This is a genomic window from Halopseudomonas pelagia (genome assembly GCF_009497895.1).
Taxonomy (GTDB): Bacteria; Pseudomonadota; Gammaproteobacteria; order Pseudomonadales; family Pseudomonadaceae; genus Halopseudomonas; species Halopseudomonas pelagia_A.
Map to the genome: position 1 here is coordinate 171,755 of NZ_CP033116.1, position 25,062 is coordinate 196,816.

24 protein-coding genes are annotated in these 25,062 nt (G+C 58.4%); 2 read left to right on the plus strand and 22 right to left on the minus strand.

Translation table 11 applies throughout. From position 1 onward, the window contains the following. Positions 1-750 precede the first annotated feature (750 nt). The 6 genes from EAO82_RS00820 to EAO82_RS00845 all read right to left on the minus strand — a co-directional run bounded on the left by EAO82_RS00820 (position 751) and on the right by EAO82_RS00845 (position 8,756). A complete protein-coding gene (locus tag EAO82_RS00820; protein WP_153274260.1) occupies positions 751-1,368 on the minus strand; it encodes a LysE family translocator in 618 nt (205 codons plus the stop codon). A gap of 81 nt (positions 1,369-1,449) precedes the next feature. Next, complete coding sequence (locus EAO82_RS00825; protein WP_218838666.1) at positions 1,450-2,616, minus strand: hybrid sensor histidine kinase/response regulator; 1,167 nt, start codon at positions 2,614-2,616, stop codon at positions 1,450-1,452. 2 nt (positions 2,617-2,618) lie between these two features. Beyond that, positions 2,619-3,191, minus strand: a complete 573-nt coding sequence (locus tag EAO82_RS00830) for a chemotaxis protein CheB (protein WP_096347800.1) — start codon at positions 3,189-3,191, stop codon at positions 2,619-2,621. Further along, positions 3,188-4,021: a CheR family methyltransferase gene (locus EAO82_RS00835; RefSeq protein WP_218838665.1), complete on the minus strand. Its 834-nt coding sequence runs from the start codon at positions 4,019-4,021 to the stop codon at positions 3,188-3,190. The genes EAO82_RS00830 and EAO82_RS00835 overlap by 4 nt, the downstream gene beginning before the upstream one ends. Beyond that, entirely contained in the window at positions 4,018-7,464 is a 3,447-nt protein-coding gene (locus tag EAO82_RS00840; protein WP_096347804.1) for a response regulator, read from the minus strand. Before EAO82_RS00840 ends, EAO82_RS00835 begins: the two co-directional genes overlap by 4 nt. A 311-nt stretch (positions 7,465-7,775) precedes the next feature. Then, the gene (locus tag EAO82_RS00845) at positions 7,776-8,756 is read right to left on the minus strand and encodes a threonine dehydratase (protein ID WP_096347798.1); all 981 of its coding nucleotides are present in this window, start codon (positions 8,754-8,756) and stop codon (positions 7,776-7,778) included. 105 nt (positions 8,757-8,861) lie between these two features. Here EAO82_RS00845 and EAO82_RS00850 point away from each other — a divergent pair, with 105 nt between their 5' ends. After that, complete coding sequence (locus tag EAO82_RS00850; protein WP_096347797.1) at positions 8,862-9,662, plus strand: helix-turn-helix transcriptional regulator; 801 nt, start codon at positions 8,862-8,864, stop codon at positions 9,660-9,662. Between the two features lie 7 nt (positions 9,663-9,669). Here the strand turns inward: EAO82_RS00850 and EAO82_RS00855 are convergent, their stop codons facing one another. From EAO82_RS00855 to EAO82_RS00915, 13 genes are all read right to left on the minus strand, one after another. Next, on the minus strand, positions 9,670-10,644 hold the full coding sequence (locus tag EAO82_RS00855) for an alpha/beta fold hydrolase (protein WP_096347796.1): 975 nt from the start codon (positions 10,642-10,644) through the stop codon (positions 9,670-9,672). Between the two features lie 34 nt (positions 10,645-10,678). Further along, positions 10,679-12,301 (minus strand): methyl-accepting chemotaxis protein, encoded by a 1,623-nt coding sequence (locus EAO82_RS00860; protein ID WP_096347795.1) that lies wholly within the window; start codon positions 12,299-12,301, stop codon positions 10,679-10,681. A 167-nt stretch (positions 12,302-12,468) separates the two neighbouring features. Further along, entirely contained in the window at positions 12,469-12,813 is a 345-nt protein-coding gene (locus EAO82_RS00865) for a hypothetical protein (RefSeq protein ID WP_096347794.1), read from the minus strand. Between the two features lie 122 nt (positions 12,814-12,935). Then, on the minus strand, positions 12,936-13,613 hold the full coding sequence (locus EAO82_RS00870; protein ID WP_096347793.1) for a DUF3313 domain-containing protein: 678 nt from the start codon (positions 13,611-13,613) through the stop codon (positions 12,936-12,938). Positions 13,614-13,834: 221 nt separating this feature from the next. After that, entirely contained in the window at positions 13,835-14,887 is a 1,053-nt protein-coding gene (locus EAO82_RS00875; protein ID WP_096347792.1) for a DUF2955 domain-containing protein, read from the minus strand. Next, positions 14,877-16,007 carry an HlyD family secretion protein gene (locus EAO82_RS00880; RefSeq protein WP_096347791.1) on the minus strand — a complete coding sequence of 377 codons (1,131 nt, stop codon included), beginning with the start codon at positions 16,005-16,007 and terminating at the stop codon, positions 14,877-14,879. The genes EAO82_RS00875 and EAO82_RS00880 overlap by 11 nt, the downstream gene beginning before the upstream one ends. 65 nt (positions 16,008-16,072) lie before the next feature. After that, on the minus strand, positions 16,073-16,597 hold the full coding sequence (locus EAO82_RS00885) for a transporter suffix domain-containing protein (RefSeq protein WP_143520369.1): 525 nt from the start codon (positions 16,595-16,597) through the stop codon (positions 16,073-16,075). 89 nt (positions 16,598-16,686) lie between these two features. Then, the gene (locus EAO82_RS00890; protein WP_096347790.1) at positions 16,687-17,253 is read right to left on the minus strand and encodes a membrane integrity-associated transporter subunit PqiC; all 567 of its coding nucleotides are present in this window, start codon (positions 17,251-17,253) and stop codon (positions 16,687-16,689) included. Between the two features lie 17 nt (positions 17,254-17,270). Beyond that, positions 17,271-18,917: an intermembrane transport protein PqiB gene (locus EAO82_RS00895; RefSeq protein WP_096347789.1), complete on the minus strand. Its 1,647-nt coding sequence runs from the start codon at positions 18,915-18,917 to the stop codon at positions 17,271-17,273. Further along, on the minus strand, positions 18,898-19,542 hold the full coding sequence (locus EAO82_RS00900; protein WP_096347788.1) for a paraquat-inducible protein A: 645 nt from the start codon (positions 19,540-19,542) through the stop codon (positions 18,898-18,900). The genes EAO82_RS00895 and EAO82_RS00900 overlap by 20 nt, the downstream gene beginning before the upstream one ends. Continuing rightward, positions 19,539-20,135, minus strand: coding sequence for a paraquat-inducible protein A (locus EAO82_RS00905; RefSeq protein ID WP_096347787.1), 597 nt, complete (start codon positions 20,133-20,135; stop codon positions 19,539-19,541). The genes EAO82_RS00900 and EAO82_RS00905 overlap by 4 nt, the downstream gene beginning before the upstream one ends. A 253-nt stretch (positions 20,136-20,388) precedes the next feature. Beyond that, positions 20,389-20,781, minus strand: coding sequence for a GFA family protein (locus tag EAO82_RS00910; protein WP_096347786.1), 393 nt, complete (start codon positions 20,779-20,781; stop codon positions 20,389-20,391). 75 nt (positions 20,782-20,856) lie between these two features. Then, a complete protein-coding gene (locus EAO82_RS00915) occupies positions 20,857-21,162 on the minus strand; it encodes a DUF2845 domain-containing protein (protein WP_231703262.1) in 306 nt (101 codons plus the stop codon). Positions 21,163-21,266: 104 nt separating this feature from the next. Between EAO82_RS00915 and EAO82_RS00920 the strand changes: the two genes are divergently transcribed. Then, entirely contained in the window at positions 21,267-22,679 is a 1,413-nt protein-coding gene (locus EAO82_RS00920) for an APC family permease (RefSeq protein WP_096347784.1), read from the plus strand. A 50-nt stretch (positions 22,680-22,729) separates the two neighbouring features. Here EAO82_RS00920 and EAO82_RS00925 read toward each other — a convergent pair whose 3' ends face one another. The 3 genes from EAO82_RS00925 to EAO82_RS00935 are packed head-to-tail and all read right to left on the minus strand — an operon-like array spanning position 22,730 to position 24,965. Further along, complete coding sequence (locus EAO82_RS00925; protein WP_096347783.1) at positions 22,730-23,053, minus strand: DUF3325 domain-containing protein; 324 nt, start codon at positions 23,051-23,053, stop codon at positions 22,730-22,732. Then, positions 23,050-24,648 carry a PepSY-associated TM helix domain-containing protein gene (locus EAO82_RS00930; RefSeq protein WP_096347782.1) on the minus strand — a complete coding sequence of 533 codons (1,599 nt, stop codon included), beginning with the start codon at positions 24,646-24,648 and terminating at the stop codon, positions 23,050-23,052. The genes EAO82_RS00925 and EAO82_RS00930 overlap by 4 nt, the downstream gene beginning before the upstream one ends. Further along, entirely contained in the window at positions 24,645-24,965 is a 321-nt protein-coding gene (locus EAO82_RS00935; protein WP_096347781.1) for a hypothetical protein, read from the minus strand. Before EAO82_RS00935 ends, EAO82_RS00930 begins: the two co-directional genes overlap by 4 nt. Between the last annotated feature and the right edge of the window lie 97 nt (positions 24,966-25,062).

A 25,062-nucleotide genomic window follows, 5' to 3' on the forward strand; every position in this document is an offset into this window, starting at 1 on the left:
CGACTCTGCTATTACGGGGTGGGGGACAAGGTTGCTGAGCTGCAGGTCTCTGTACGACGGCATCGTGTTTTCCTAAAGGGCCCAGGGGTTGGTTATTTCGATGATCTCTTGGGCTCACGCCCTCTAGCACCTGTATCGGGTGCCGGCAGGAGTTCGCGACCATCACCGACGAGGCAGGAGGTTAATCTGCGACCCGGAATTTTAGGCAATACTCAAAATTATTGTATTTTTGAGCGCTTTTTGTCTGCATCCTGTGCCCGTTATTCTCGTGGGCCCAAAGATATAGGCATTAATTTACGCTAATTGATTTAAATTTCAAAGCTGATAAATCTTCTGAAAGGCTTTACATATGCGGTTTACATGAGATTATACAGATTAAGACCTATCAAGCCATTTAGGCGGTACTGCCCTCCGAAGGCAGTCGGGTGCGCCATACAAACGACAAGGCCCAGCAAATGCTGGGCCTTGTCGTTTGTATGGTGGATCGGATTGCAGATGAGAACCAAACGTTCGACAAATCGCACCGCGATTTGGGCGGAGCTTCAGCGACGGGGCACAGCCCCAAGAATCGCCAAAGCGATTCGCAGCCAATCCAGCCTGTCATCGATAGCACGGTTTTGTGCGCACCAAACAGTCACTTCCTTCCCTTACCGAAATATCCAATTCCGTTTTTCTTTGACTGATTTTGTGCCCAGATTTTTGCGAGCGGCGGTTTGCGACCAGAAGCCGACATCAAGAGCCTACCGTAACCTAAGACCGCAACGGCAACGGCAACGCCACCCCAATCGCAATAAACGCAGCACCACAACCTTGATTGAAACGACGGCCAACCTTGGTAAGCCACTTGCTGATGCGATTGGCCAGGCTGGCGACCACCAGCTCGATGCTGAATTCGACGACAGCGAAAGTGCCCGCCAATACGACAAACTGAACCAGCAGGCTGCGAGACGGATCAATGAACTGCGGCAGAAAGGCGGCAAAAAACAGAATCACCTTGGGGTTGCTGATGGCCGCCAGTGCGCCCTGGCGAAACAGCGAACCTGGAGATCTGGATGCTACTGCGGTGTAGTCGGTTATACCGATGGGCGGTGAGCGCCAAACCTGTATGCCAAGCCAGACCAGATAAGCGCCGCCGACCCATTTGAGCACGGTGAGCCAGGCCAGCGATGCGTTGAGCAGCGCACCAATCCCGAACATCGACAGGGCAATGACGATGATAAAACCAATGCAGCTGCCGAGGATGGTATAGAGCGTCATGCGGCGGCCATGCAGCGCGCCATGCGTCAGCGCCAGCAAACCGTTTGGGCCGGGCGACAAGGACAAGCCAATAGCCGCCAGCAGATAGATTAACCAGGTTTCAAATGCCATGGCCCAGTGGTGCTCCAAGGGTTGCTCATACGCAGGTTGCCAGTTCGCTTACCCATCACTCTTTGCGTTCAGCCATTGCCTTCAGCTAAGCACAGCGCTAGAGCTGAGAGTCTGGCCATTTCGGATCAATACCTTGGGCATCTCAAGCGTGAACGCACTGCCCAGGTTCGGGCCATCGCTTGAGGCTTCAATACTGCCACCATGCAACTCTATCAACTGTTTGACCAGCGCAAGACCAATACCCAGCCCGCCATGAGAATGCGCGAGGTGACCTTCCACCTGTTCAAACATCCGGAAAATCGCGGCTGATGCCTCAGGCGTCAACCCCAGGCCATTGTCGGCAACGGTCACGCGGAAAGCGTCAGGGGTGTCTTCAACAGTAACATCGATGCGGCCGCCAGGCGGCGTGTATTTGGCGGAATTATTCAGCAGGTTGGCGATGCATTGAGTGATACGCACCTGATCGGCCAACAGCTCGATGCGGTGGTCGCCCAGGTGCAGGCTGAGAGCGTGATCCTGCGCCTCGATCACTGGCCGGGCCATTTCTACCGCGGCCAATACGGCATCGCGCAGGTCAAATGGCGCGGTGCGCAGCTCGATCTTGCCCTGGGTAATGCGCGAGGCGTCCAGCAGGTCGTCCACCAGACGGAAGAGGTGCGTCATCTGATCCTGCATCAGGCTGCCTATCCGGTCCGCCTGCGGCCCTTCAGGCTTGCGCAGCAACAGCTGCAATCCGCCCTGCAGGGCAGCCATGGGGTTGCGCAGCTCATGCGCCAGCACGGCCAGAAACTCGTCCTTGCGCTTGTCAGACAGCTGTAACGCCTGCGCCTGCGCCTGAAGCAGATCCCGCTGCTCGGCAATCATCTGCCGCTGGCGGAAAATCTCGAAAAAGACTTCGGTCTTGCTACGCAGAATGTCGGGCTCTATCGGCTTCTGAATAAAATCCACCGCCCCAGCTTCATAACCCTGAAACCGGCGCTCCGCGCTATGCGTGCCTGCGGTGACGAAGATGATCGGAATACGTCGCGTACGCTCATTGCCGCGCATCAGTTCGGCCAGTTCGAAACCGTTAAGACCCGGCATCTGTACGTCGATCAGTGCCAGCGCAAAGTCGTGATGCAGCAATAGCTCCAGCGCTTCGTCACCGGATTTGGCCATTAGCAGCTCGAGATCATCGCGGCGAAGCAGCGCCTCCAGAGACAGCAGGTTTTCCGCGAGATCATCAACGAGTAGAAATTTGACCGGCATCGTCATCCAGAGTTACTCATCAGGTAGGCGGAAATGTCCGCAATAGACAAGACCTGCGCCTGCGGAGAAAACGCAATCGCAGTCTCGGGCATCGCCTTGGCGTAGGCATCCTCGGGATTCTGGACGATCACAGTACCGCCCGCTTTTGAAATGGCTTGCAAGCCTCTGGCTCCATCCTGATTGGCTCCGGTGAGGATGATCCCGATCAACTCGGCACCCCAGACCTCGGCCGCGCTTTCAAAGGCCACATCGATCGAGGGACGCGAGAACAGTACTTCATCCTCATTCGACAGCGCCAAGCTCGACTGGTCTTCGAACAGCATATGATAATTGGGCGGAGCGAAGTAGATGACCCCGGGCTCTATCGGCTCCTTGTCTTCCACCTCGATCGCCCGGAGCCGGCATTTGGCATTGAAGATATCTGCCAGCACGCTGGGCTTGTGTGGCGGCACGTGCACAATCACGAAAATCGGCAACGGAAAAGTGGCTGGCAGTGCCGGCAGGATAAGTGACAGCGCTTCTAACGCGCCTGCTGAAGCGCCAATGATCACTGCGCCCTTGGCCGTGCTTGTCATGAGCCGGTCCTCTGGTAAATTTTCTCTTCTCGCACAAAATCGCGAAACGCATCGGCATGCTCGGAGAACCTCAGGCTTTCCTTGGCGCCAAGCCCCAGAAAGGCATTGCGCGGCAGGGAGTCCTTGAACAGTCCCACTGCACGGTCCTGCAAAACGCGGTCAAAATAGATCATGACGTTGCGGCAGGAGACCAAGTGCATCTCGCCAAACACCTGATCCGTCACCAGACTGTGGTCGGAAAACACCACATTGCGACGCAGGCTCTTGTCCAGCACGCAGCGGTTATAGCCGCTGTGATAGTAATCCGATAGCGATGTCTTGCCGCCGGCCTGCCGGTGATTTTCGGTGAACAGGCGCATCCGCTCGAGCTCGTAAACCCCGGCCTCAGCCTGGGCCAGGGCTTCGGGATTGATATCGGTAGCATAGAACAGCGTGCGCTCTTCCAGACCCTCTTCGCGGAACAGAATCACCAGGGAATAGAGCTCCTCGCCGGTACTGCACCCGGCAATCCAGACCTTCAACGAAGGATAGGTGCGCAGATGCGGCACTACGGTTTCGCGGATGGCACGGAAATAGCTCGGATCGCGGAACATCTCGCTGACCTGGACGGTGAGGTAGCGCAACATGATCGGCAGCATCTGAGGATCATGCAGCACCCGCTCTTGCATGGCGGAGATGGTCGCAAACCCCAGATTATCCCGGACCTGACGCAGCCGCCGCCGGACCGAGGACATCGCATAGCTGCGAAAGTCATAGTGGTAGCGATGGTAGAGCGCTTCGAGCAACAGACGTATCTCGATGTCCTCGACCTTCTCAAAGGCCTCGGTCATTGCGGCATCCATACTCGTACCAGCGACAGCAACTTCTCCACATCCAGTGGTTTGGCCATGTAGTCGTTGGCGCCCGCATCGATACAGCGCTGTTGATCGTCCGGCATGGCTTTAGCCGTCAGCGTGATGACCGGCAACTTCTTCCAGTCCGGATTGTTGCGGATATGTCGGGTGGCCGTCAGGCCGTCCATGACCGGCATCATCACGTCCATCAGGACCAGATCGATACGGCCATCGGGCTTGCTCTGGGCCTGCTTGAGTTTCTGCAACGCCTCTTCGCCATTACGGGCAATTTCGATGAGGGCGCCACGGGGTTCGAGGATATTGGTCAGCGCATACACATTGCGCACATCATCCTCGACGATCAGGATGCGCCGGCCTTCCAGCAGCGCATCGCGGTTGCGCGCCTTGCGGATCATCTTCTGCTGTTCGTCGGGCAGCTCAGACACCACCTGATGCAGGAACAGCGTCACCTCATCCAGCAGACGCTCCGGCGACTTGGCACCCTTGATGATGATCGACTTTGAATAGCGGCGCAGCTTCTGCTCTTCTTCACGCGCCAGCACCCGGCCGGTGTAAACAATCACCGGCGGAAAGGAGTGGGCGCTGTCCTGGCTGATGGTTTCCAGCAGATCAAAGCCGGAAGCATCCGGCAGAGACAGATCGAGCACCATACAGTCGAAGGTCTGCTCCTTGAGCAGCGCCAGGCACTCGGCAGCCGTGCCGGCACAGATGGTTTCGACGTCGTGCGAGGCAATCAGCTTGCTCACCGCCTCACGCTGTACTTCATTGTCCTCGACGATCAGCACGCGCCGCAGGTTCTGCGAGACTTTCGCCTCGAGCGATTTCAGCACACCCACCAGTTGGTCGCGATGCACCGGCTTCAGCGCATAACCAATTGCGCCCAGCGACATGGCGCGCTCGGAGTAGTCTTCGGCGGAGATGATGTGAACCGGTATGTGGCGGGTGCGCACGTCACGTTTCAGGCGATCAAGTACCGACAGACCCGACTGATCCGGCAAACCCACATCCAGCACAATGGCACTGGGCATGAACTGCAGGGCCAGCTCCAGGGCTTCCTGCGCCGTCCCGGCGACCAGCGCCTGGAAGTTCGATTCACGCGCCAGGTCGCGAAGAATCATCGCGAAGGAGCGGTCATCCTCGATGATCAACAGCTTGCGCGCAGTATCATCCAACCGCAGGCGGTCATCGTCGACCACGCCTGCCCGTGGCTGCCGCGCTGGCTCTTCTGCAGCTCTGGCCGCAGGCACGGGCGCTGCCGGCAATGGCGATAGCGGCTGAATGTCCGGTGCAGGTATGCGTAACGCTGAGGAATCGTATGACCGCGGAATGATGACGGTAAAGGTACTGCCCGAGCCAAGCTGGCTTTTCAGCTGCAGGCGGCCACCCAGCAGTCGCACTACTTCGCGGGAGATCGAAAGCCCGAGGCCGGTGCCGCCGAACTGGCGGCTGATGGTGCTATCGGCCTGATGAAAGGCCTGGAAAATTCGCTGTTGCTGGTGATCCGCAATGCCGATGCCGGTGTCGGACACCGAGATCGCAATCTGATCTTCACCGAGCGGCCGCACTGTCAGCGCTACGCTGCCTTTGGCGGTGAACTTGATTGCATTGGCGAGCAGATTCTTGAGTACCTGTTCCAGGCGCTGCGGATCGGTTTCAATGACAGGCGCGACATCAGGCTGAACCTCAAGCGAAAACGCCAGACCCTTGTCGTTGGCCACGGGATCGAACAGGTGACGAAGTGAGTTGACCATGCGCTCGACCAGCACCGGCTCGGGATGGATATCGACATGGCCCGCCTCGATTTTCGACAGATCGAGGATGTCGTTGATCAGGTTCAGCAGGTCATTACCAGAGGATTGTATGGTCTGCGCGTATTTCACCTGTTCGGCGGTGAGATTTTCATCCGCGTTGTCTGCCAGCAGCTTGGCCAGGATCAGCGAAGAATTCAGTGGCGTGCGCAGCTCGTGGGACATATTGGCCAGGAAGTCCGATTTATACCGACTGGCCTGTTCCACTTCCTGCGCCTTGAGCTGGATCGCCTCGTTGGCCTTCTCCAGATCATCGCGCTGGGTCTCCAGTTCCTGCGCCTGCTCTTCAAGCTGCGAGTTGGTCTGTTCCAGCTCGACCTGCTGCTGCTCCAGACGTGCCTGGGACTCCTTGAGCGCTCTGCCTTGCTCTTCCAGTTCCTCATTGGAAACGCGCAACTCCTCGCCCTGCACCTGCAACTCCTCCGCCTGACGCTGCATTTCATACAGCAGTGTGCGCAGACGTGTGCGGTACTCGGCCGAACTGATTGCCGTTGCAATAGTGTGCGACACCTCTTCCAGCAGAGCGAGGACGTGATCGCCCACCGGATACAGGAAGCCGAGCTCGAACAGTGCTTTGACCTCGCCATCCATCATCGCTGGCGCCAGCGCCAGATAGCGTGGCTTCTGCTGCCCCAGGCTGGAGCCGAAGGCGATATAGCCGTCCGGCACCTCACCTACAGTGATCGGTCGGTGATCCTGCAGCACATGGCTGAAGAGGCTGTCATGCTGATCGAAATGCGCCGGAAGGTTGACGTCGGTTGGCACACCGTGGCCGGCCAAAAGTGCATAGCGATCGCCATCCTTGACGTAGAGAGCGCCAGCAACCGCGCCCAGGTGGCTGGTGAGAAAGCGCAGGATGTTCTGGCCGAGTTCCTGGGTGGATTGCTCCCCGATCACCTCAGAGGCGAGACCCACCTGAGCACCTTGAAGCCACTGCTCGCGTCGACGCGCGAGTGTCGCGCTGCGCACCAGCAGCGCAATGACAATCGTCAATACGAGACCCAGAGAGCCGGATAACGCGCTGGTGATGAAGGCTACCGTGTAGGCATTGTTCATCTCCTCGACGCGCCGGGTTCGCACTTGCGTTTCCTCGTTGCGAAGTTCGGCAATCACATCGCGGATAGCATCCATCTCGGTCTTGCCGCTATCGGAATTGACCAGGCCAAGCGCTGCAATTTGCCCGTCGTCCCGGTACACGCTCAGTGTGCGTGCCAGCTCATTGAACTTGGAGGTGACGTAGCCGCGAAGCGTTTCAAAACGCAAACGCTGCGACTCATTATTGGCGACCAACCCCTCAACCAGCGTAATCCGGCTCTGCACCTGGGATACCGCGCGGTGATAGGGCTCCAGATATTCCTCATCGCCGGTCAGCAAATAGCCGCGCTGCCCGGTTTCGGCATCCTGGACATCCGCCAGCAGCAGGTCGATGGCGACGATGACATTGTGCGTCTGCACGACGCTCTGGTTGCTCGTTCTGAGTAGCTGGGTGGTGTAAACAGCGACCACCGTGCCCAGCATGAAGATGACGAAGGCGACTGCCAGGCCGACGGCAACTGTCGGATCGAGGCCAAGTGTGCCCTTGTTGTTCACGCTCGCGTTTTTTCTGTGCATTTGACTCACGCGTTATCAATATCAGCGTCAACGCAGCAGGCGCTCCTTTGCAGCCGAGAAAAGGGCTGTTTAACGGAGCGGCACACTACGCTGTCGATCTAGGTTTGTATGCTGGGCATTCCAGAATTGATTGACGCAGTCAACTGCTCCCGGCCGGCGGGCACAGTCTATCATTTAAAATCACCTGCAGACGCGAGATTAGCCAGCTGAACTCGACGCATCCGAACCTCGTGGCCTGGTGCAGAACCTCAGCAGGCTTGGCTGCGCGCGAAAAAAGCTCAGCGCTGATCCGCTGCGATACAACGATTTGCCTACCGGCGATCACTGGCAGAATCGGAGCCGAGCACTTTCGCATACACCGATCTGTCAACATTGCCTCCGGACAGAATCACGCCGACCCTTTTTCCTTGCATGGTTTCACGCTCTTGAATGAGCGCGGCCAGTGCCGCCGCACCGGCCCCTTCGGCCAGGTTATGGGTATCGGTGTAATACACCCGCATCGCTTCGGCAATCTCGCTCTCGCTCACTGATACGATCCGCGCTGCTTCTGCGCCGTAGATGGCGAAAGCGTCTGCAACTGGCTTACGAACGGCGAGGCCGTCAGCGAAGGTATTCGCCGAGGCGGTCTCGCATATGACGCCCGCGTCAAAAGACAGTTTTGCGGCCGCAGCTTCACGAGCCACCACGCCTACCACCTTGGTGTTCAGACCCAACGCTTCCCGGGCGGCGATCACCCCGCAAATCCCCGAGCCACAACCAATCGGCACGTAAAGGGTATCCAGGTCAGGCGCGGCCTTGAATAGCTCAAGCGCATAAGTGGCCACCCCTTTGACCAGCTCGATGTGGAACGGCGGCACCAGGTAGAGATCATGCACATCTGCCAGGCGCGCCGCCTCTTCGCGCGCCTCATCGAAATCAATGCCGTACTCAACCACTTCTCCACCAAAGCCGCGCATGGCGTTGTTCTTTTCCAGCGAATTACCTTCCGGTACAACAATCAGCGCCTTTAATCCCAGTGCGCTTGCTGCCAGCGCCAGGCTTTGGCCATGGTTGCCGCGGGTAGCAGTAACCACTCCCTTCACGTCTGGGTGTACATGCTTGAGCCAGTGCATGAAGGTAATGCCGCCGCGCACCTTGAAAGCACCTGTAGGTGTGTGATTCTCATGCTTGACCCACACCGTGCAACCCAACCTCTCAGCCAACAAGGGCCAGGCGTACTGCGCAGTGGCAGGCATTACTTGGTATATGCGGCGAGCAGCTTGCTCGATATCGTCGCGATTCAGTCTGTGCATGAGAACCCTCCCTGAAGTTCTGTCCAGTCTAGGCAGGGGTGCACAATGCAGGCTTTCAGAAAACCGACCTGACTTTTGTCGTCGCTCTCTACTACTATCATCTGCATGAGTGATCACAACCGCCTACAGCCACAACGCCCAACTGAATCGGTACGTCGTATCGAGGCCGGGCCCTGGGCGGTTGAATTGCTGCCCGCCGCAGCCTACTCGACCCACTATGTAGCGGCCCAGTCTGCTATCGGTTTTGCCTTTGACAGCCAGCGTGGATTACACGCCATCGGTAGCGACCGAGTGCAGCCTTTCTCGGCGCGGCCCAACAGTCTGGCGTTCGTTCCTGCCGGCTGTGATGTGTTATCAGAGTCACCTGAAGGTGGTGAATACCTGCGGCTAATGCGCATAGACGGTACGCCGTTGGTGGGCGACCGTGCGTTCAACAATCGGATTGATCGGCAGGCAATTACCTTGGCGCAAGCAATGCGCGGCGCGTTATTGCAGGCCCGCGTCGACGACGACTGGGAGGCATGGGCTCACGCCCTGGCTGAACGGGCAAACCGCAGCGAAATCCCGGCTGCACCGCTCCAAGGCTCCATAACCAACAGGCGGATGCGTCTGCTGGATGAGTTCATTGACGCTGGCCTGGAAAGCACCCTGACGGTAAAGGCCATGGCGGATTTGCTGGAGCTATCCGAAGGTTATTTTATGCGCGCACTCAAGCAGGCTACGGGCAGAAGCCCGCATAGTTACCTGGTCGACCGGCGCCTGGCCAGAGCCCGCGCAATGCTGCTCGACCCAACAGCCAGGCTGTCGGAGATCGCCAACAGCTGCGGTTTCAGCTCTCAGGCGCACATGACGAGTGCCTTCAGGCAACGGCTGGGAACAAGCCCGGCAACACTACGCAGAACCTGAAGTCGCGTCAGGGTGCTGCGACCGCAAACTCCAGCAACGCCGCATTCACCTGCGCGCAAGCTTCGCTCTGAATCCAATGGCCTTTGCCAGGCAACATCAGAATCTGCAAGTCGGGGATGCGCCGGCTCATTCTGTTTTGCAGCTGCTCTTCGCTGGCACCCCGGATAACACTGTCGGCGCTGCCGACCAGAAACAGCACTGGGCAAGTGATCTGCGTGTCGCGGTATGGCTGCATCAAGCGCCAGTTTTCATCGAGGTTACGGTAATAGTTGATGCCGCCCGCAAAACCGCTGTGCCGGTAGGCGGCAACGTAATACGCCAGCGCCTCATGGGTCAGCCAGCTCGGCTGCTCCTGCGGTTTGCCCAGCCTACCTATCCACCCGCCACCCTCATCTATTGAGCGGCCAAGCACGGGTGGATCTCGCGGCGTATCCGGTGAGCAATACAGGGCGCGGAGGATGCCCTCTGGATCCGCATCAAACTCGGCTTCCGCCACACCCGGCTGTTGAAAGTACAGCTGGTAGAAAAAGTTATCCTTGAAGTGCTCGCGCAACAGCGCAGTGGGAGGCTGGTCCGCTATCGGGTGTAGCGGGACACTCATGTTCACCAGCCGGGAAACCAGTTCAGGGTGACGCAGGGTAAACTGCCAGCAATTGATCGCCCCCCAGTCATGGCCTATCAGCAATACTGCTGCTCCGCCGCTGGCCTCAATGAGTAATTCGCGCATGAAGTCGCAAATACGTACCACGTTGTAGTCGGCGATATTCGGCAGGGCCTCCGTCTGGCTAAACCCCGGCATATCCGGCGCGATGGCACGGTAACCGGCGTTGGCCAAAGCGACCATCTGTTGCCGCCAGGTAAACCAGCATTCGGGCCAGCCATGAATAAACAGCGCCACCGGCCCTTGGCCCAGGCTGGCAACACGGGTGCTCAAACCGGTGACTGTCCAGGTTTCATGGGTGATGTCTTCAACGGTGTACATACTTACTCCCAGGCTAGCACTGGTGCTCAGCGCCTCAATGCTTGATTCGCTTTGTGATATCCCCAAGATCAGCCGATAGCGTGTGCAGCAGCTCGCTAGCCCGGGTGGTCCTTCCAACGTTATCCTGATTGGTCATACCGATGGCCGTAATCTCCGTCAGGTTGCGCGATATATCGTTCACGACGGCATTTTGCTCCTCTGCGGCGGTGGCGATCTGGCGGTTCATGTCCCGAATGGCCTCAATGGCTCGGGTGACGTCATGCAGCATTTCCCCGGCTTCGGTGACCATGCGTACTCCTTGATCACTGCGTTCCTGACCCGCTTCGATGGCTTTGGCCGCTTCAATCGCGCCGCGCTGCACCGTATCAATAATCTCGTTGATCTCGGCGGTGGAAGCCGCCGTGCGCTGGGCAAGCGTGCGCACCTCGTCGGCCACGACAGCGAAACCTCGGCCGGCTTCACCGGCACGCGCTGCTTCAATGGCAGCATTCAAAGCAAGCAGGTTGGTTTGCTCTGCCACACCGCGGATCACGTCCAGCACTTTACCGATCCGGCCGCTGTCATTAGCCAAACGATTGATCACCTCTGCAGTGCGCGTGATCTCACCGCGCATATCGGTAATGTTGCGCACGGTCGTCTGCATAACAACCTCGCCTTTACGCGCGGCTGAATCCGCCGCGTCGGCTGACTCTGCGGCGGTGCCCGCGTGAGCGGCCACCTCAGCCGTCGTAGCGGACATCTCCTCCATCGCGGTAGCAACCTGGTCAGTACGAGTGAACTGCTCGCGAGTCCCGCCCGAAATGATGGTAGCTACACTGTTGAGTTCGCCGCTGGCCTGGTCCAACTCACGCGTACTGACTTCCAACTGGGCAAAAGTAGCCACAAGAAAATCATCTAATGTATTCGCTGCATCCGCCAATCTACCCAGTTCGTCTTCACGCTTGATGCTGGACTTGGCTCCCAGCCGACCCTGACTTAAAGCCGTGACCTGGTCGATGAGCGTTCGCACCGGAGCCACCATACTGCGGTCAATGCGCCAGATACTCAGGAAGGTCAGGGCAATACCGGTAAAAATAAGCATCAGGGTGCCGATAAGCACTGCGCGTGCAGCGCTGCTGGCGATATCCGCCGAGTCATCCTCAGCTTGCTTCCGCAACTCGCTGACCAGAGAAGTCATCTGCTCCGAGGCGGCCCGATCAATGCCTTTTACTGCCAAGTCACCAGCTTGCGGATCCTGACCCGAGGCTACAAAAGCCTGATAACCACTGCGGTATGCCTTACCCAGCCTCAGATGCTCTTGGCTTAGCGCCTCTACGCTGCCACCAGCTCCTTCCGGGAGACCTTCCAATGCGCTCAGCGTACTAAGCGTCGATTGAACCTCCCGCTCCTGTTGCTGGAAAGCCATCCAATACTTGTCCAGCGCCGCTGGGTCCTTACCCCGCAACAATACATTCTTCCACTCCTGAACCTGAGTCTTGAACTGGCTATTAGCCCGTTCGATCAGCAGCGATGCCTGGACTGGGCCCGCAACGAGCTTGCCATATGAACCTACGCTTGAGGATAAGATACTCTGGCTTAATAACGCTATGGCTGTGAGCAGCAGTAAACTGCCAGCAATCAGCGCCAACGTCTGTGCGCGGATGGATTTTCTGAGCATATGTTTCCCGGGTTAATCGTGGAGGTCTAGGTGATTGCAGGAACTGTCGGAACGCGAGGATTATCGGCGCATGCTGCCCAAGCTTTAGAGCGTTTGTGATGCGAGAGACAGACGGTCGAGAAGATTTCCAAGGCAATCTTGGTCCTGGCTGCGCACTGAACCGCCAATCAGTCTGCGCGAAATCCCCAGACCAACTGCACCATTCTCACTGCCACGATCAGATAAAAAGCCCATACCGCTAGCAGCAACACCTTGTGGTAACGCCTGCTGGCGACGCGGCGCAATCCGTCGGTGACATTAAGAAACATCAGTAGCGCGGAAATCAGAATTAACCCCGCCCCGGCGACCTGCGTACCCAACAGGCCAACAAAAATCGCTTTTTCCGAATGCAGCGCGCTGGTACCTGCGGCAAACAACAGCGCACAAACCAACAAATTTTTTACGTTATCGAACACCTTGGCGCAAAGGTCCTGCTCCAACAGATCAATGTATTTGTGCCATAGTTTTCTCATGCTCTACCTTTGCGCATCTGCAGGAAAAGAACGACTGAGATAGTTCAGGGTACTGCGCTGGCGGCGTAACCCTCCAGCCTCCCCGAACTCTGTAACATGACTTAACGTGATCTGGCCTCAGGTTAGTTGTTGATGAAGGCGTTCAAGTCAGCAGCCAACCCTCTTATCGCCAACTTGAAGTCATTGGTGGCAATCGCTTGGGTGCTGTCCTCCAGGTTTTCGCCCCGCACTTTGCGTACGGTTTTCACCACCGCCTGACCAGTGGATGCATCGACCAGGTTGGCCTCCAGAAACAACTCGGTATTCTGGTCGCGATAGCCGGCTGCCCGGGAAACCGCGCCGGCGACAGCCGTTACCGGTAGTGCCTCATACCACTGCATACCTTCATTGGTGGCCGATACACCGGTTATCGCGGCGTTGAGAACCAGGGTGCGGGAGGCCGCGGGAGCGGTATTTGCGCTGGGCACCACGTTGTACTTCTGCGCCAATACACCTTTTACGCTCGAGCTGGTGAGTGCCTGGAGTTCCTGCAGGGTCTGCAGGTTAACCCGGTCATCTGGTCTTGGCGCCGGGTAGAGCTCGAGTTGATTAAAGACCACTGTGTCGTAGTCGTTCGGGCTGAAACCGTCGGCTACCCAGCGCATGACCGGTTGGCCATTTGCCGAAGTGGTTTCGCGTAAACCTTCGTAGCTTGGCAAGAAGCCGGAGTATTGTTCCTCTTCGGTCACTTGCGAAGCACAACCACCAAGCAACATGCTGCTCAACCCAACGCCAATCAGAAACGTCCTTGAAATATTCATGCAGGTATCTCCAATGTATTACAGCTTTAACTGCAATCGCGGAAGACGGTTACCTGTAGCGTCGCTTGCTGTTGAAACAGCGAATTACTACCAACAGAGAGGCGTTCAGTCGTAGCCGGCATGTGCCGCTCAACCTCACATACCGCACCTGCGTACCTTCTGGCACGCCGCTGCGGTCTCGTGAAAACAAGTGTAGCTGGTCCGTTTCGTCTATCCAGAACTCACCTTTTACCCGCTACGATGGCCTGCTCAACCACCCGCGGCCGCGGCCAGAGCACAGCAGCCAAAACGATGGTGTAAACAATCGCGAACAGCACATAAGCGATGCGCGTGGAAAACAGCTCCGGAGTACTGGTCGGCAATGGCGACACACCCAGCCCGAACAGCACCAGAAAAACAATAAGCCCGCCGCCAAACACCTTACCTTTGATACCGCCCAGAGCCGCATTGCCGGCAAACAGCAGGCTGACCAGCAGCACGACGAGCGCGACCAGCCACAGCGCAGGACGCAGCTCGAACAGGATATATGCCAGAGACGCCGCCACCCCGCCGAGCAAGTTGACCAGCACCAGACCCAGCGCGGCGCGCGGGCCCATATCCAGCTCAAGCTGACCGAGCAACGAGGCGACAGTGATCGGAACGACCAGCGCCGTGGTCAACCGCGGGTCACTCAAACAGAGGGTAACGATGGCCAACAGAATCACTGCGCTACCCATCGCCTGGCGGATTATCACAGTAGCCGTATGGGGAGCTGCGATCGGGGCATTGGCCTGTTCACCGCCCGGGTCTGGCAACAATGCATGGGCTGCCCATGCCAGCAATAAGCCCAGACTGATGGCCTTGGCCAGTAACAGCACGATTGACTCACCCAGGTCAGGATGCAGGATATCCAGCAACGGCACAGCAATAGCAATCACCAGCATCAGGGCCGGTCCGGCACCGCCCAGTTGCCGACCCTGGACGACAAAGCAGGCGAAGTAAAACAACCAAAGCAGCGGTAACAGGATCCATGGTCGTTCTCGTAGCACGCCGGTCAACAACACCAATAGCGCACCGGCAAGCAGAACAATCAGCACTGTCATCAACCCTTGACGCAGGGTTAAGGGGCGGCGGCTGGCCAGCAGGAACTGCGTCGCAAACAAAGGGGCGAGAAAGGGTAACGGCCCGCCTAAAACCAGACCCAGGCAAAATCCCACAGTCACCGCTGAAGCGACGCGCAATCCCTGACGTTTGGCCCGCCTGAGTTCCAGCTGCAGTTCTTTATCAATTGACATAGCTGAGCCAGGCGCCGAGGCGCGCGGTGAACGCGCCCAGCCAATTGGTCAGGGGGTTGTCATCGGTATAAATCACTACTGTCACCTGCGAGCCGTAACGCGGGCCGACTGGATAAGGTTTTTCAACAATCAGGCGCACCGGAAAACGCTGCGGGTCGCGCACCCAGCCGCTTTGATTGCGCACCGACGGCAGCGCGGTGTGGCTGCTGCCTTCCTGCGACACGCCCCAGCCGACGCTTTCAACGCGTCCCTTGAACACGCGGCCGGGTAACAGATCAAACACCAGCTCTGCAGGATCATCGGCCTGCACGTGCTCCAGGCTGTTTTCCTTGAAGGCAGCAGATACCCAGACAATGTCGGCGTCAATAAACGTCAGCGACGGCTGACCCACGCTAACTACTTGGCCCACCGCGAGTTGCAGGTTGGTCACCACTCCATCTGACGGCGCGACAACATCAGTGCGTCCCAACTCGAGCCGAGCTTTTTCCAATGCTGCCAGGGCCTGCTTAAGTTGCGGGTTGTCGCTACCTTCCGCCCCTAACTGTTGCCGCGCGCGCTGCAAGTCAGCCTGGGCTTTGCTGACTGCGGCCTCGGCGGAACCCAAGGAGGCATCGGCATCATCCTGGCGCGCTGTAGCAAATACACCACGCTCGACCATCTGCGCTACGCGCTTGGCCTGCTCGCGTACGTTATCGCGCTGGGCACGGGCAGACACCAGCATCGCCTGGGCAGCATCCACTGAAGCCGTGTTGGCGCCGATTGCCTGACCCGCTTCCTCCAGCCGCGCCTCAGCCTCCCTGACTGCTAGTCTGTAGGGCAGAGGGTCTACACGAAACAATAATTGGCCGGCCTCTACCCGCGCGTTGTCGAGCACCGCTATTTCGGTGACTCGACCCGACACCTCGGGAGCCATGTTGACCACGTAGGCCTGCACCACGGCCTGTGAAGTCGATGGCGTGCGCCGCTCCATGACGATTGACACGGCGAACAACAGCACAATCAGGATCACCACGGCCAGGGCAACGCCTCGTAGCGGGTTGGCTGGAGCCGCTTTCTTGGGCGGAGGCTCGTGGGCAATCGCCGTCTCCGTAGGGTCGGGCGCATTCAGTGTGTCGGCCATATATACACCTGCTAGGTATACAAAAATGGGTAATGCCATTGGCGCCGGATCTGAGCCGCGCAGCCTCAGACCGCGTCGGCGTTGATCACCCGTGCCTTGCGGATAAACAGCGCGCGCAGCTTTTCCCAGAAGTTGCCACCGAGCACAAAGAAACTGCTGATCAGCAGCACATCACCTAACAGCTGCAATGCCCAGCTATTGGGCCGCAGGCCAGGTGCCAGGGCGTCAATATAGGGCTCGAGAAACGACGACACCAAAGGCAGGCAAAACATCACCAGACCAATACGGTAGCGGGTGGCACTGACCTCGACATCGCTGCTGGGAGCGAGATCGGAGACGTAACCGAACAGATGCTTTTTCAGCTCCTGAAAACCGGCCTTGCCCATGACCGCGATCACCAGCAGCAGCAGCACCTTGTTGATGATGAACAGCGCGCCAGTCAAAGCGGCAATGCGCGAGCCTGGCGCATCCGCCATCGCCGCGAGCGGCACCAACAGCCACAGGATGGGCATTAAACAGAGAAAGCCGATGCCTAGCTTGAAGCGCCACTTAGCGGACTTTGGCGCTTCCGAAATCTGTGCCGTGATCATGATGTATTACCTGTGTAATAAGGGTTGTAGATAACTGATCTTTCCCCCAGCACCTCAAAATGACCCGCACAAAAGCATGCTCATTTAACTTATGAGCTTGATAAACAACGCCAGGCTGTGTTGCTGGCCGTTTGTGTGATTTCCGCGGCCAGTTGCCGCAAATTCTGTTGATGGGCGATTACGATGTCGTCAATGCTTAAGCCCGCAGCTGTCTGTAGTCTGCTGCGGCAATGCAGCAGCGGCCTGGCATTGGCGCCCAGGTCTCGCAGACGCCAATTGACGTCAATCAGCGCGTATTCCCCGGGTAGAGAATCCAAACGCTGGACATCCAGTCGTACCGAAACCTTGCCTGCCGCGCCCGGATTGGGTAATTGCTGCTCCAGGGCACTGCGCATTTCATCCACCAGGCTCGCCCCCCACCAATGGCCCTCCAGAATGGCCAGGCTGCTGTCGCTTTGGCGGACGACAATCTGCTGCCGGTCCACCTGGGGCGGTATGCTGATGGTTTCGATCTGCACCTCAACATTGTGCCTCTGAACGGCGCCGGATGACTGTGCCGAAGTGGGAGACAGGGTGTGGAACTGAATAGGATCACTGCGGCAAGCAGCCAGGAGCAGCACCGCGGCGGCGAGCATGATCTTCCGTGGAAAATCCATGGGTGATGCTCCTTCATTCAATTGGACGGCGCTCGCAGCGGCGCCGCATTCTCCGGCCGGCCGCGAATCAGCGACTCCGGATGACGTCCCAAATACTCCGATAGCTCACGCAGGGAGCGCGAGGTACGACCCAGCTCCTCCAGCATTTGCGTCAGCTGTTCCCGTTGCGGAGAGTCCTCGGCGAGTGTCGAGCTGGCCGACCCCAGGGCTTTGCTGGCTTCCGTCAAGGTGGTGGTTACCTCAGGCAAGGTGCTGGCGTTGACCTGCGCCAGAACCTTGCGCAACTCGACCAGGCTGCTGTCGAGGTTCCCCGCAATGCGGTCCAACGGCAGATTGCTGATCTTCTCGACCACAGACTGCAACTGTTCCTGCACCTGTTCGAAATCGCCAGGAATGGTGGGTATGGTCACCGGTCTGGCGATCGGATCAAACTCGACCTTCTCTGCATTCGGATAGAAATCGAGCGAGATAAACAGCTGGCCAGTCAGCAGGTTTCCGCTACGTGCCTGCGCTCGCAGCCCGTTATCAATAAAGCTGCCCATAAGCCGAACACCGGCGGCTTCATCGTTGGGGTCATGGTTGAGCGCTTTAAGCATCTTTGCGTGTGCCAGGCCAAGGCGCTGCGGATAAATCACAATGCCCACCTCTAATGGAAAGCTTCGTTCTGATGGGTCGAAGTCCAGGTTGACCGTCACCACTTTGCCGATGTCGATGCCAAGAAATTCGACCGGAGCACCGACCTTTAATCCGCGCAATGCCTGGTCGAAACGCAGGCTCAGATACTGGGCTTTGCCGTCGGGCGGAGCCAAAGCAGCCTGTTGGTCATCGAACAGCTCAAAGCCGCTGTTTTCTTCGGCCGGTTGATCATTGGGGCTGTAGTCCGGAGCGCGGAAGGCAATGCCGCCCATCAAAATAGACGAGAAGGATTCGGTTTGTACCGCAAAGCCGTTGGCATCCAGCCTGACGTCGATACCACTGGCGTTCCAGAAGCGGGTATTGTCGGTCACATAAGCATCGTTCGGCGCATGCACAAACACGTCGATGCTGACGCTTTTGCCGTCAGAGTCCAGGGCGTAAGCCACCACCTGACCGACCGGGATCTTGCGGTAGTAAACCGGTGAGCCAATGTCCAGCGAGCCCAGGTCGGTGCTGCGCAGGGTAAAACGCTTGCCCGGCTCACCATAGGTAATGAGCGGGGGCGTTTCCAGGCCTTCAAAGTGCTTTACCAGGGTAGTCGACTGGCCAATATCAGCGCCGATGTAGTCGCCGGAGAGCAGCGTATCGATACCGGAAACACCACTGGCACCAATGCGCGGCCGCACCACCCAGAACTGTGAGTCTGCGCGGGTAAAGCTCTCCGCTTCCTTGGCCAGCTTGATGGTGGCGTTGACGCTTCTCTGATCCTCACTCAACGCCACATCCGAGACGTAGCCAATCACCACATTGCGGTATTTGACCTGCGTCTTGTTCGCGGTCAGGCCGCTGCCGGTTTTGAAGGTCACCGTGATCGTGGGCCCGACCTGCAAGACGTTGTGCACCACCAGGGAAATACCCACCAGCACTGCCACTATGGGTACGATCCACACCAGCGACACTCTGAAGCGGCGGGTTTTGACGACAGCCTTGCCAGGGGGGCGAGATTCGTCAGTGGCTTGCGATTCCATTCGCGACCTCCCGCTGTGTCGGATTTTCCCAGATCAGGCGTGGATCGAAACTCATGGCCGAGAGCATGGTAAACACCACTACCAGGCCAAAAAACAGGATGCCCACGCGTGGTTCGATATCCGCCAGGCCGTGGAATTTCACCAGCGCAGCAACCAGCGCGACCACGATCACATCGAGCATCGACCAGTAGCCAATCAGCTCGATAAAGCGGTAAAGCCTGGAGCGTTCCTTGCGCGCCCAGTTACTGCCCCGTTGCGCCGTCACCAGTAGAAGCGACAGGACGGCGAACTTGACCCCCGGCACGGCAATACTGGCGATAAAAATGATCAGCGCAATATCCCAGGCGCCATGCTGCCAAAATTCCAGCACCCCGCTCATTATGGTGCTATCGGCGCCATTGCCGAGCATGCTGGTGTTCATCACCGGCAGCACATTAGCGGGGATGTAAAACACTAACGACGTCAGCAAGAACGCCCATGAGCGCGACAGTGAGTTGGTCTTGCGCGCGTGCAGCGGGGCGCCGCAGCGCTCACAGAACAGGGGTCGCCCGGACATGTCACAGCTCTTGCCGCAGCTATGGCAGAGGCAAAGGTTCAGGTCGCTGGCCAGCGTTGGCGTATTCAAGGCAGGTCCCACAGCTCGCGCACGTCGCGACCGGCAACCGGGATCAGCAACACGCTGAGCGCGGCCAGCGCAAACAAGCCGACGCCTGGCAACACGTCGAGCATGCCAGCGAGTTTGAATACCGCTACCAACGCGCCCAGCAGGCACACCTCCAGCATGCTCCAGGGCCGCAGCGACTCAAGCCAGCGCATGCACAGCTTGAAGCCCGGAGCACGCTTGCGGGCCAGGGCGAAGCTGAGCACCCAGGCCAGCCCGAGCAGTTGAAAGATGGGGGCGATGATGATGGAGATAGCAGCTACCAGCGCGATGAACGTAATCGGCCCGACGCTGAGCGCCAATACCGCATCCCACAACGTGGCACTGTTTTTCTGCCCTTGCAGGCTGATGGTCATGAGGGGATAAAAGTTGGCCAGTATCCACAGCACGCCGGCGGTAATCGTCAGCGCCAGCCGCTGGTCGATCGCCATACCACTGGCACGCTGCAGCACGCCACCGCAGCGCGAGCAAAGGGAGGTCTGGTGCTTGGCGAGAGCAACCCTTTCAAACACGCAATCGCAGTGTTCACAGATGATCAACTCGTCGCAGTTCGCCATGGATATCACCCGCAAGCGATGTCAAGCAACAGGGGCCGCGATCGTCGTCTCAAAGGGTAAAGGCGCGCACTGCTTATGCGGGTAAAATAACAGTAGACCCTGGAATTGAATTCGTCGAATGGGGCCCGGAAGATTTAATCCAGGCAGCATGAACAGGGCTTTCGAAGCCTTTACTCGCTCAGCCAGATAGCCAGGTTCAGCCGCGTCGCCTTGATCGAGTAAAACATCGGAAAATAATTGCCAGCGACACAACTTAACTCTCAGACCGCCCCGTCCCTTCCCGATCACGCAGATAGCGTTTCGCCAACGGAAAGGTCGGCAACCATGACTCACGGCGGATAGCCCAGCTTTCGTAGGTAGGCGTTAGCTGGTCAGGTTTATCCAGAGAGCCCAGATGTACTTCGATTTCGTCATCGCTGCGCGCGAAAACAGAGGAGCCACAGCGGGGACAAAAGAATCTTCCGGCATAGTCGCGGGTTTCGCCCTCAATCGTCACCGCCTCTGCGGGGAACACTGCCGAGGCGTAAAACAGCGCGCCATGATGCTTGCGGCAATCGAGGCAGTGACAAATCCCAACTCGGTAGGGCCGTCCCGACGCCAGAATGCGAACGTCGCCGCACAGGCAACCGCCAGTGAATTGCTCCATGCTGCGTCTCCTAATGAACTGGATGGAAGCTGAGCCTTAACTGAGCTTAGCCGAAGCTTGGTGACCCCGGTGAGCTTATTGCGGAGAGCGACGACTGCGCACCTCCGCCAGACGCCCATCTACAAAGCGCAAGTGATAGTACATCCCGTTCTGCGGTCCATAGACCCAGCGTTCGACCGGCACCGCGTTGGGTACCAGTGCGCCATAACCATCCACTTCGGCAGGCTCGCGGGCGCGGCTGTCCGGTTCACCGCACTTGCTCAGTACGCTCTGGATGTCTTCCGCAGTGCTCAGAATGCCGTCCGCACAGCGCATCGACGCCCAGGCGGATGACGCCAACAGCATACCAACGACGACAGCCATCGTTCGTAAAATTAGCACCGGTTATTCCCCTTATCGTGAACGTTGAACCCATGGCGATAGTCTATCCTGATAGTAAGCGCGCACTTTTACCACGACGCAACATAACAAAAAGGATCTCGCCAATGAGTAATCCCATAGCCGTCAAGTTCGAACGCGTTCTCGCGCGCAAAGACGTCCTCGCCCTGGCTTTCGGTGCGATGATTGGTTGGGGCTGGATCGTGATGACCGGGTCCTGGATTCAGTCCGCCGGCAGCCTGGGCGCTATCACTGCTTTCGTCGTTGGCGGCATAGCCATTCTGTTGGTTGGTTTGACCTACGCCGAGCTCGCTTCGGCCATGCCGCAAGTCGGCGGCGAGCATGTTTACAGCTACCGCTCACTGGGCCACTTCCCTTCGTTCCTGTGTACCTGGAGCATCGTGCTGGGCTACATCAGCGTGGTGTCCTTCGAGGCCGTGGCCTTGCCCACAGTAGTTGAACATCTGTTTCCGGGGTACTCGGTGGGGCATCTGTGGACCGTAGCCGGCTGGGAAGTGGAAGCGACCTGGGTTGCCGTGGGCGTAGTCGGCTCTCTGATAATGATGTGGATCAACTATCTGGGCATTCGCATGGCGGCGCTGGTTCAGAAGGTGGTGACGCTGCTGATTCTGGTGGTGGGTATCATGTTCATCACCGGCGCGATGTTCACCGGCGATACCGTGACCATGGAGCCGCTATTCAGTGTCGAGAACGGCGTGGTCGGCGGCATCATGATGGTGATGATCATGGTGCCCTTCATGTTTGTCGGCTTTGACGTGATTCCTCAGGCGGCAGAAGAAATCAATCTGCCGTTCCGTGAGATCGGCCGGGTGCTGATGCTATCGGTGCTGATGGCGGTGTTCTGGTATGCGCTGATCATTTACGGCACTTCGATGATGCTCACGCCAGCCGCTCTTGAGCAGAGTTCGCTGGCGGTGCCGGACGCGATGCAGGCGGTATTCAACGCGCCCTGGGCCGGCAAGCTGATGGTGTTTGCCGGGATCGCCGGCATTATTACCAGCTGGAATGCGTTCTACATCGGCGGTTCCAGGGCGATCTACGCGCTGGCGCGCTCCGGCATGCTGCCGGCGTTTCTGGCCCAACTGCACCCCAAATACAAAACGCCGGTCAATGCGATTCTGATGATCGGCGTGTTGTCGAGCATAGCGCCGTTCTTCGGTCGCCCGGCGCTGGTATGGCTGGTGGATGCCGGCGGGCTGGGAATCGTGATCGCGTACTTCTTCGTCGCACTATCCTTCCTCGCCTTGCGCCGCAAGGAGCCAAATCTGGAACGGCCTTTCAAGGTGCCGGCCGGCATGCTGGTAGGCAGCATCGCCCTGCTTGCTTCGCTGGGGATGATCACACTTTATATGCCAGGCAGCCCATCGGCACTGCTACCCGTTGAGTGGGTGGTCTTTGCTGGCTGGATGCTGTTGGGGCTGGGTATGTACGCCTGGTCGCGCAAGCGCTACGGCGTCGCCTATTCGGATGAGGCGATGCGCCGCGAACTGGAGGAGTGAGGCCAGCGACTGTCTGCCGGCAGACAACTGCTGACAGACCAGGACGCCAGCTACAACTGGCCAGCCCCCAGTGCCAGAAAGGGCGCCAGCAGCGTGACCGGGATAATCCAGCCCGGTCGATAGCTCAACATGAGCAGTTGCCCCATGGCGCCCAGGGTGAGCGCCGCAGCCCAGAACGCCAGGCCTACCGACGCACCCATTGACGCGATTGCCGGCGCAGCCGCCGCTGCCAGCAGCAACCAGCCCAGCAATTGCAGCAGCCGCTGGCGCTGATGCCCGCAAGGGGTCTGGCATATGCGCTGGTAATGCCTGGGTGTTCCCAGACACAAGCTACCAAAGCCGCTGATACAGAGCGCCAGGCTCAATGCGATCATACCGGCGCTCTCCTTGCAGGGCTGACCTTGGCCGGCTTTACTTTCACCAGTGGTTGGTGCCGGAGCAGAATCATCGCAGACCAGGCAAACGCGACGGCCGCCACCAGCAGACTCAGGTCCATCGCCACCAACAGCCAATTGCCTTCACGCAGGGTGACTGGCAACCCACTGCCGGGTGTTGTCAGGCCGAATAGCGGCAAGCCGGCGTAAAGCACTGCAGTTGCAAACAACTGCTCGATCCACGCCTGCTTGTGGCGCCGTAATAACGGGTGAATCAGACACAGTGCCCAGACGATGAAAAAGCAGCGAATCTCCGTGGTACCTCGGTCGGCCAGCGTTGCCGGCAGCAGCCGGTTGGCCCAGAAGTAGGCGCCTATTGCCAACGGCAGACCGGCCACCGTCCCCACATTCAGCACTTCCACCAGACGCTGCCCCCAGGGAGTGCGTCCCAGCTTTTTGCGTTCGGGCAGTCGCTTGACTACCCAAAGTATCAGGCCGGTTGCAACCATCGCCGTACCGATCAGTCCGCTCAAAAAGAAAAACCAGCGCAGTGGCGGGCCGGCGAAGCGAATCAGATGCAGACTGGTGAACACGTTATAGACGGCGTTGACCGCCGGGGTAGCCGGTGACAAGGGGTCACCCAGCGCGACACCGGTGACGCCGTCAAAACGCAGGCGCTCGCTGGCACCGCGCTCAACCAGGCTGTCACCGCCATTTTCGCGCAACTCGATGACCGCTCCCTGGCGCCCAGGCTGGCTGACCCTGATGTCTGCCACGCCGCGTGGCCAGCGCGCATGCGCCTGGGCAAGCAGCGGAGCGATGTCGGTCAGCGGGGCGGGAAGCGCATTCTGTACCGGCGTCGCCTCGCCTCGCTGACCACCCCCACGCCCGCCCGACTCCTGGAAAAATTTCTGCGTATCACCCTGGTAAACACTGTCTACTGCCCAGGGCATAAGCATGAACATCAACAACAGCAAGCCGCTGTAGGTGATCATGAAATGGAAAGGCAAGGCCAGGACGGCACTGGCGTTGTGCGCATCCAGCCATGAACGCTGGCCCTTGCGTGGACGGAAGGTAAAGAAATCCTTGAATATTTTCTTGTGGGTGATCACGCCGCTGACGATAGCGATCAGCATCGCCATGGTTGCAACGCCGACAATCCAGCGTGCCATCACCCGGGGCAGCCCATACAGCTCGAAATGGAACCGGTAGAGAAAGCCTCCGCCACGGGTTTCGCGCACCTCAATGGGCTCTGCGCTGGCGGCATCCAGCGTCAGCCGTTGACCGCCGCCTCGGCCTACACGCTCACCCTGCTCGAACCACTGCACCTGCAGGGAGTGGTCGCGCTCGTCAGGCAGATTGATGTTCCACTGCGCCGCATCGGGCGCCAACTGCTGCATGCGTTCGTATGCCAGCATGGCCGTGCCGCTATGGGGCTGCGAACCGTGCTGCTCAGGTTTCATCCAGAAGCTGATTTCCTCATGGAAGAAACTCAGGGTGCCGGTCAGAAAAACGGCATACAGCAGCCAGCCGAGCAGCAGACCTACCCAGGTGTGCAACCAGGCATTGGCCTGGCGAAAACCGAGCGGCTTCATGGCAAGGCTCCGACCAGCAGTAGATGCAGCGCCGGCAAGGTACAGAGAGCGCTCGTAACTATCCATGCACGCAACGGAGTAGCCGCGGCGAAAGCCCAGATCACCATGGCGCAGTAAAGTGCAAACGACAGTTGGCTGGCAGCCAGCACCGCTTGCGCCCGGGGTAATACGCTTGCTATCGCCAGCGCCAGACTCGCAGTGCTCAAGGCGGTAAAGAAATAACCCCCGAATACCGCAAGGAGGCTGCGTGAAAGGATCGCCCTACGATAGCGCGTGCAATGTGAAAGCGCGCCGGCAAGAAGAGAAGGATTAAGCATTGAGTGAAGTTCCTGCCATGGGAAAGAGCATCATTACACGGGCCGAGAAGACACCGCCTTTAAATGAGAATACAAATCATCTGCGTTTTGATAAAGT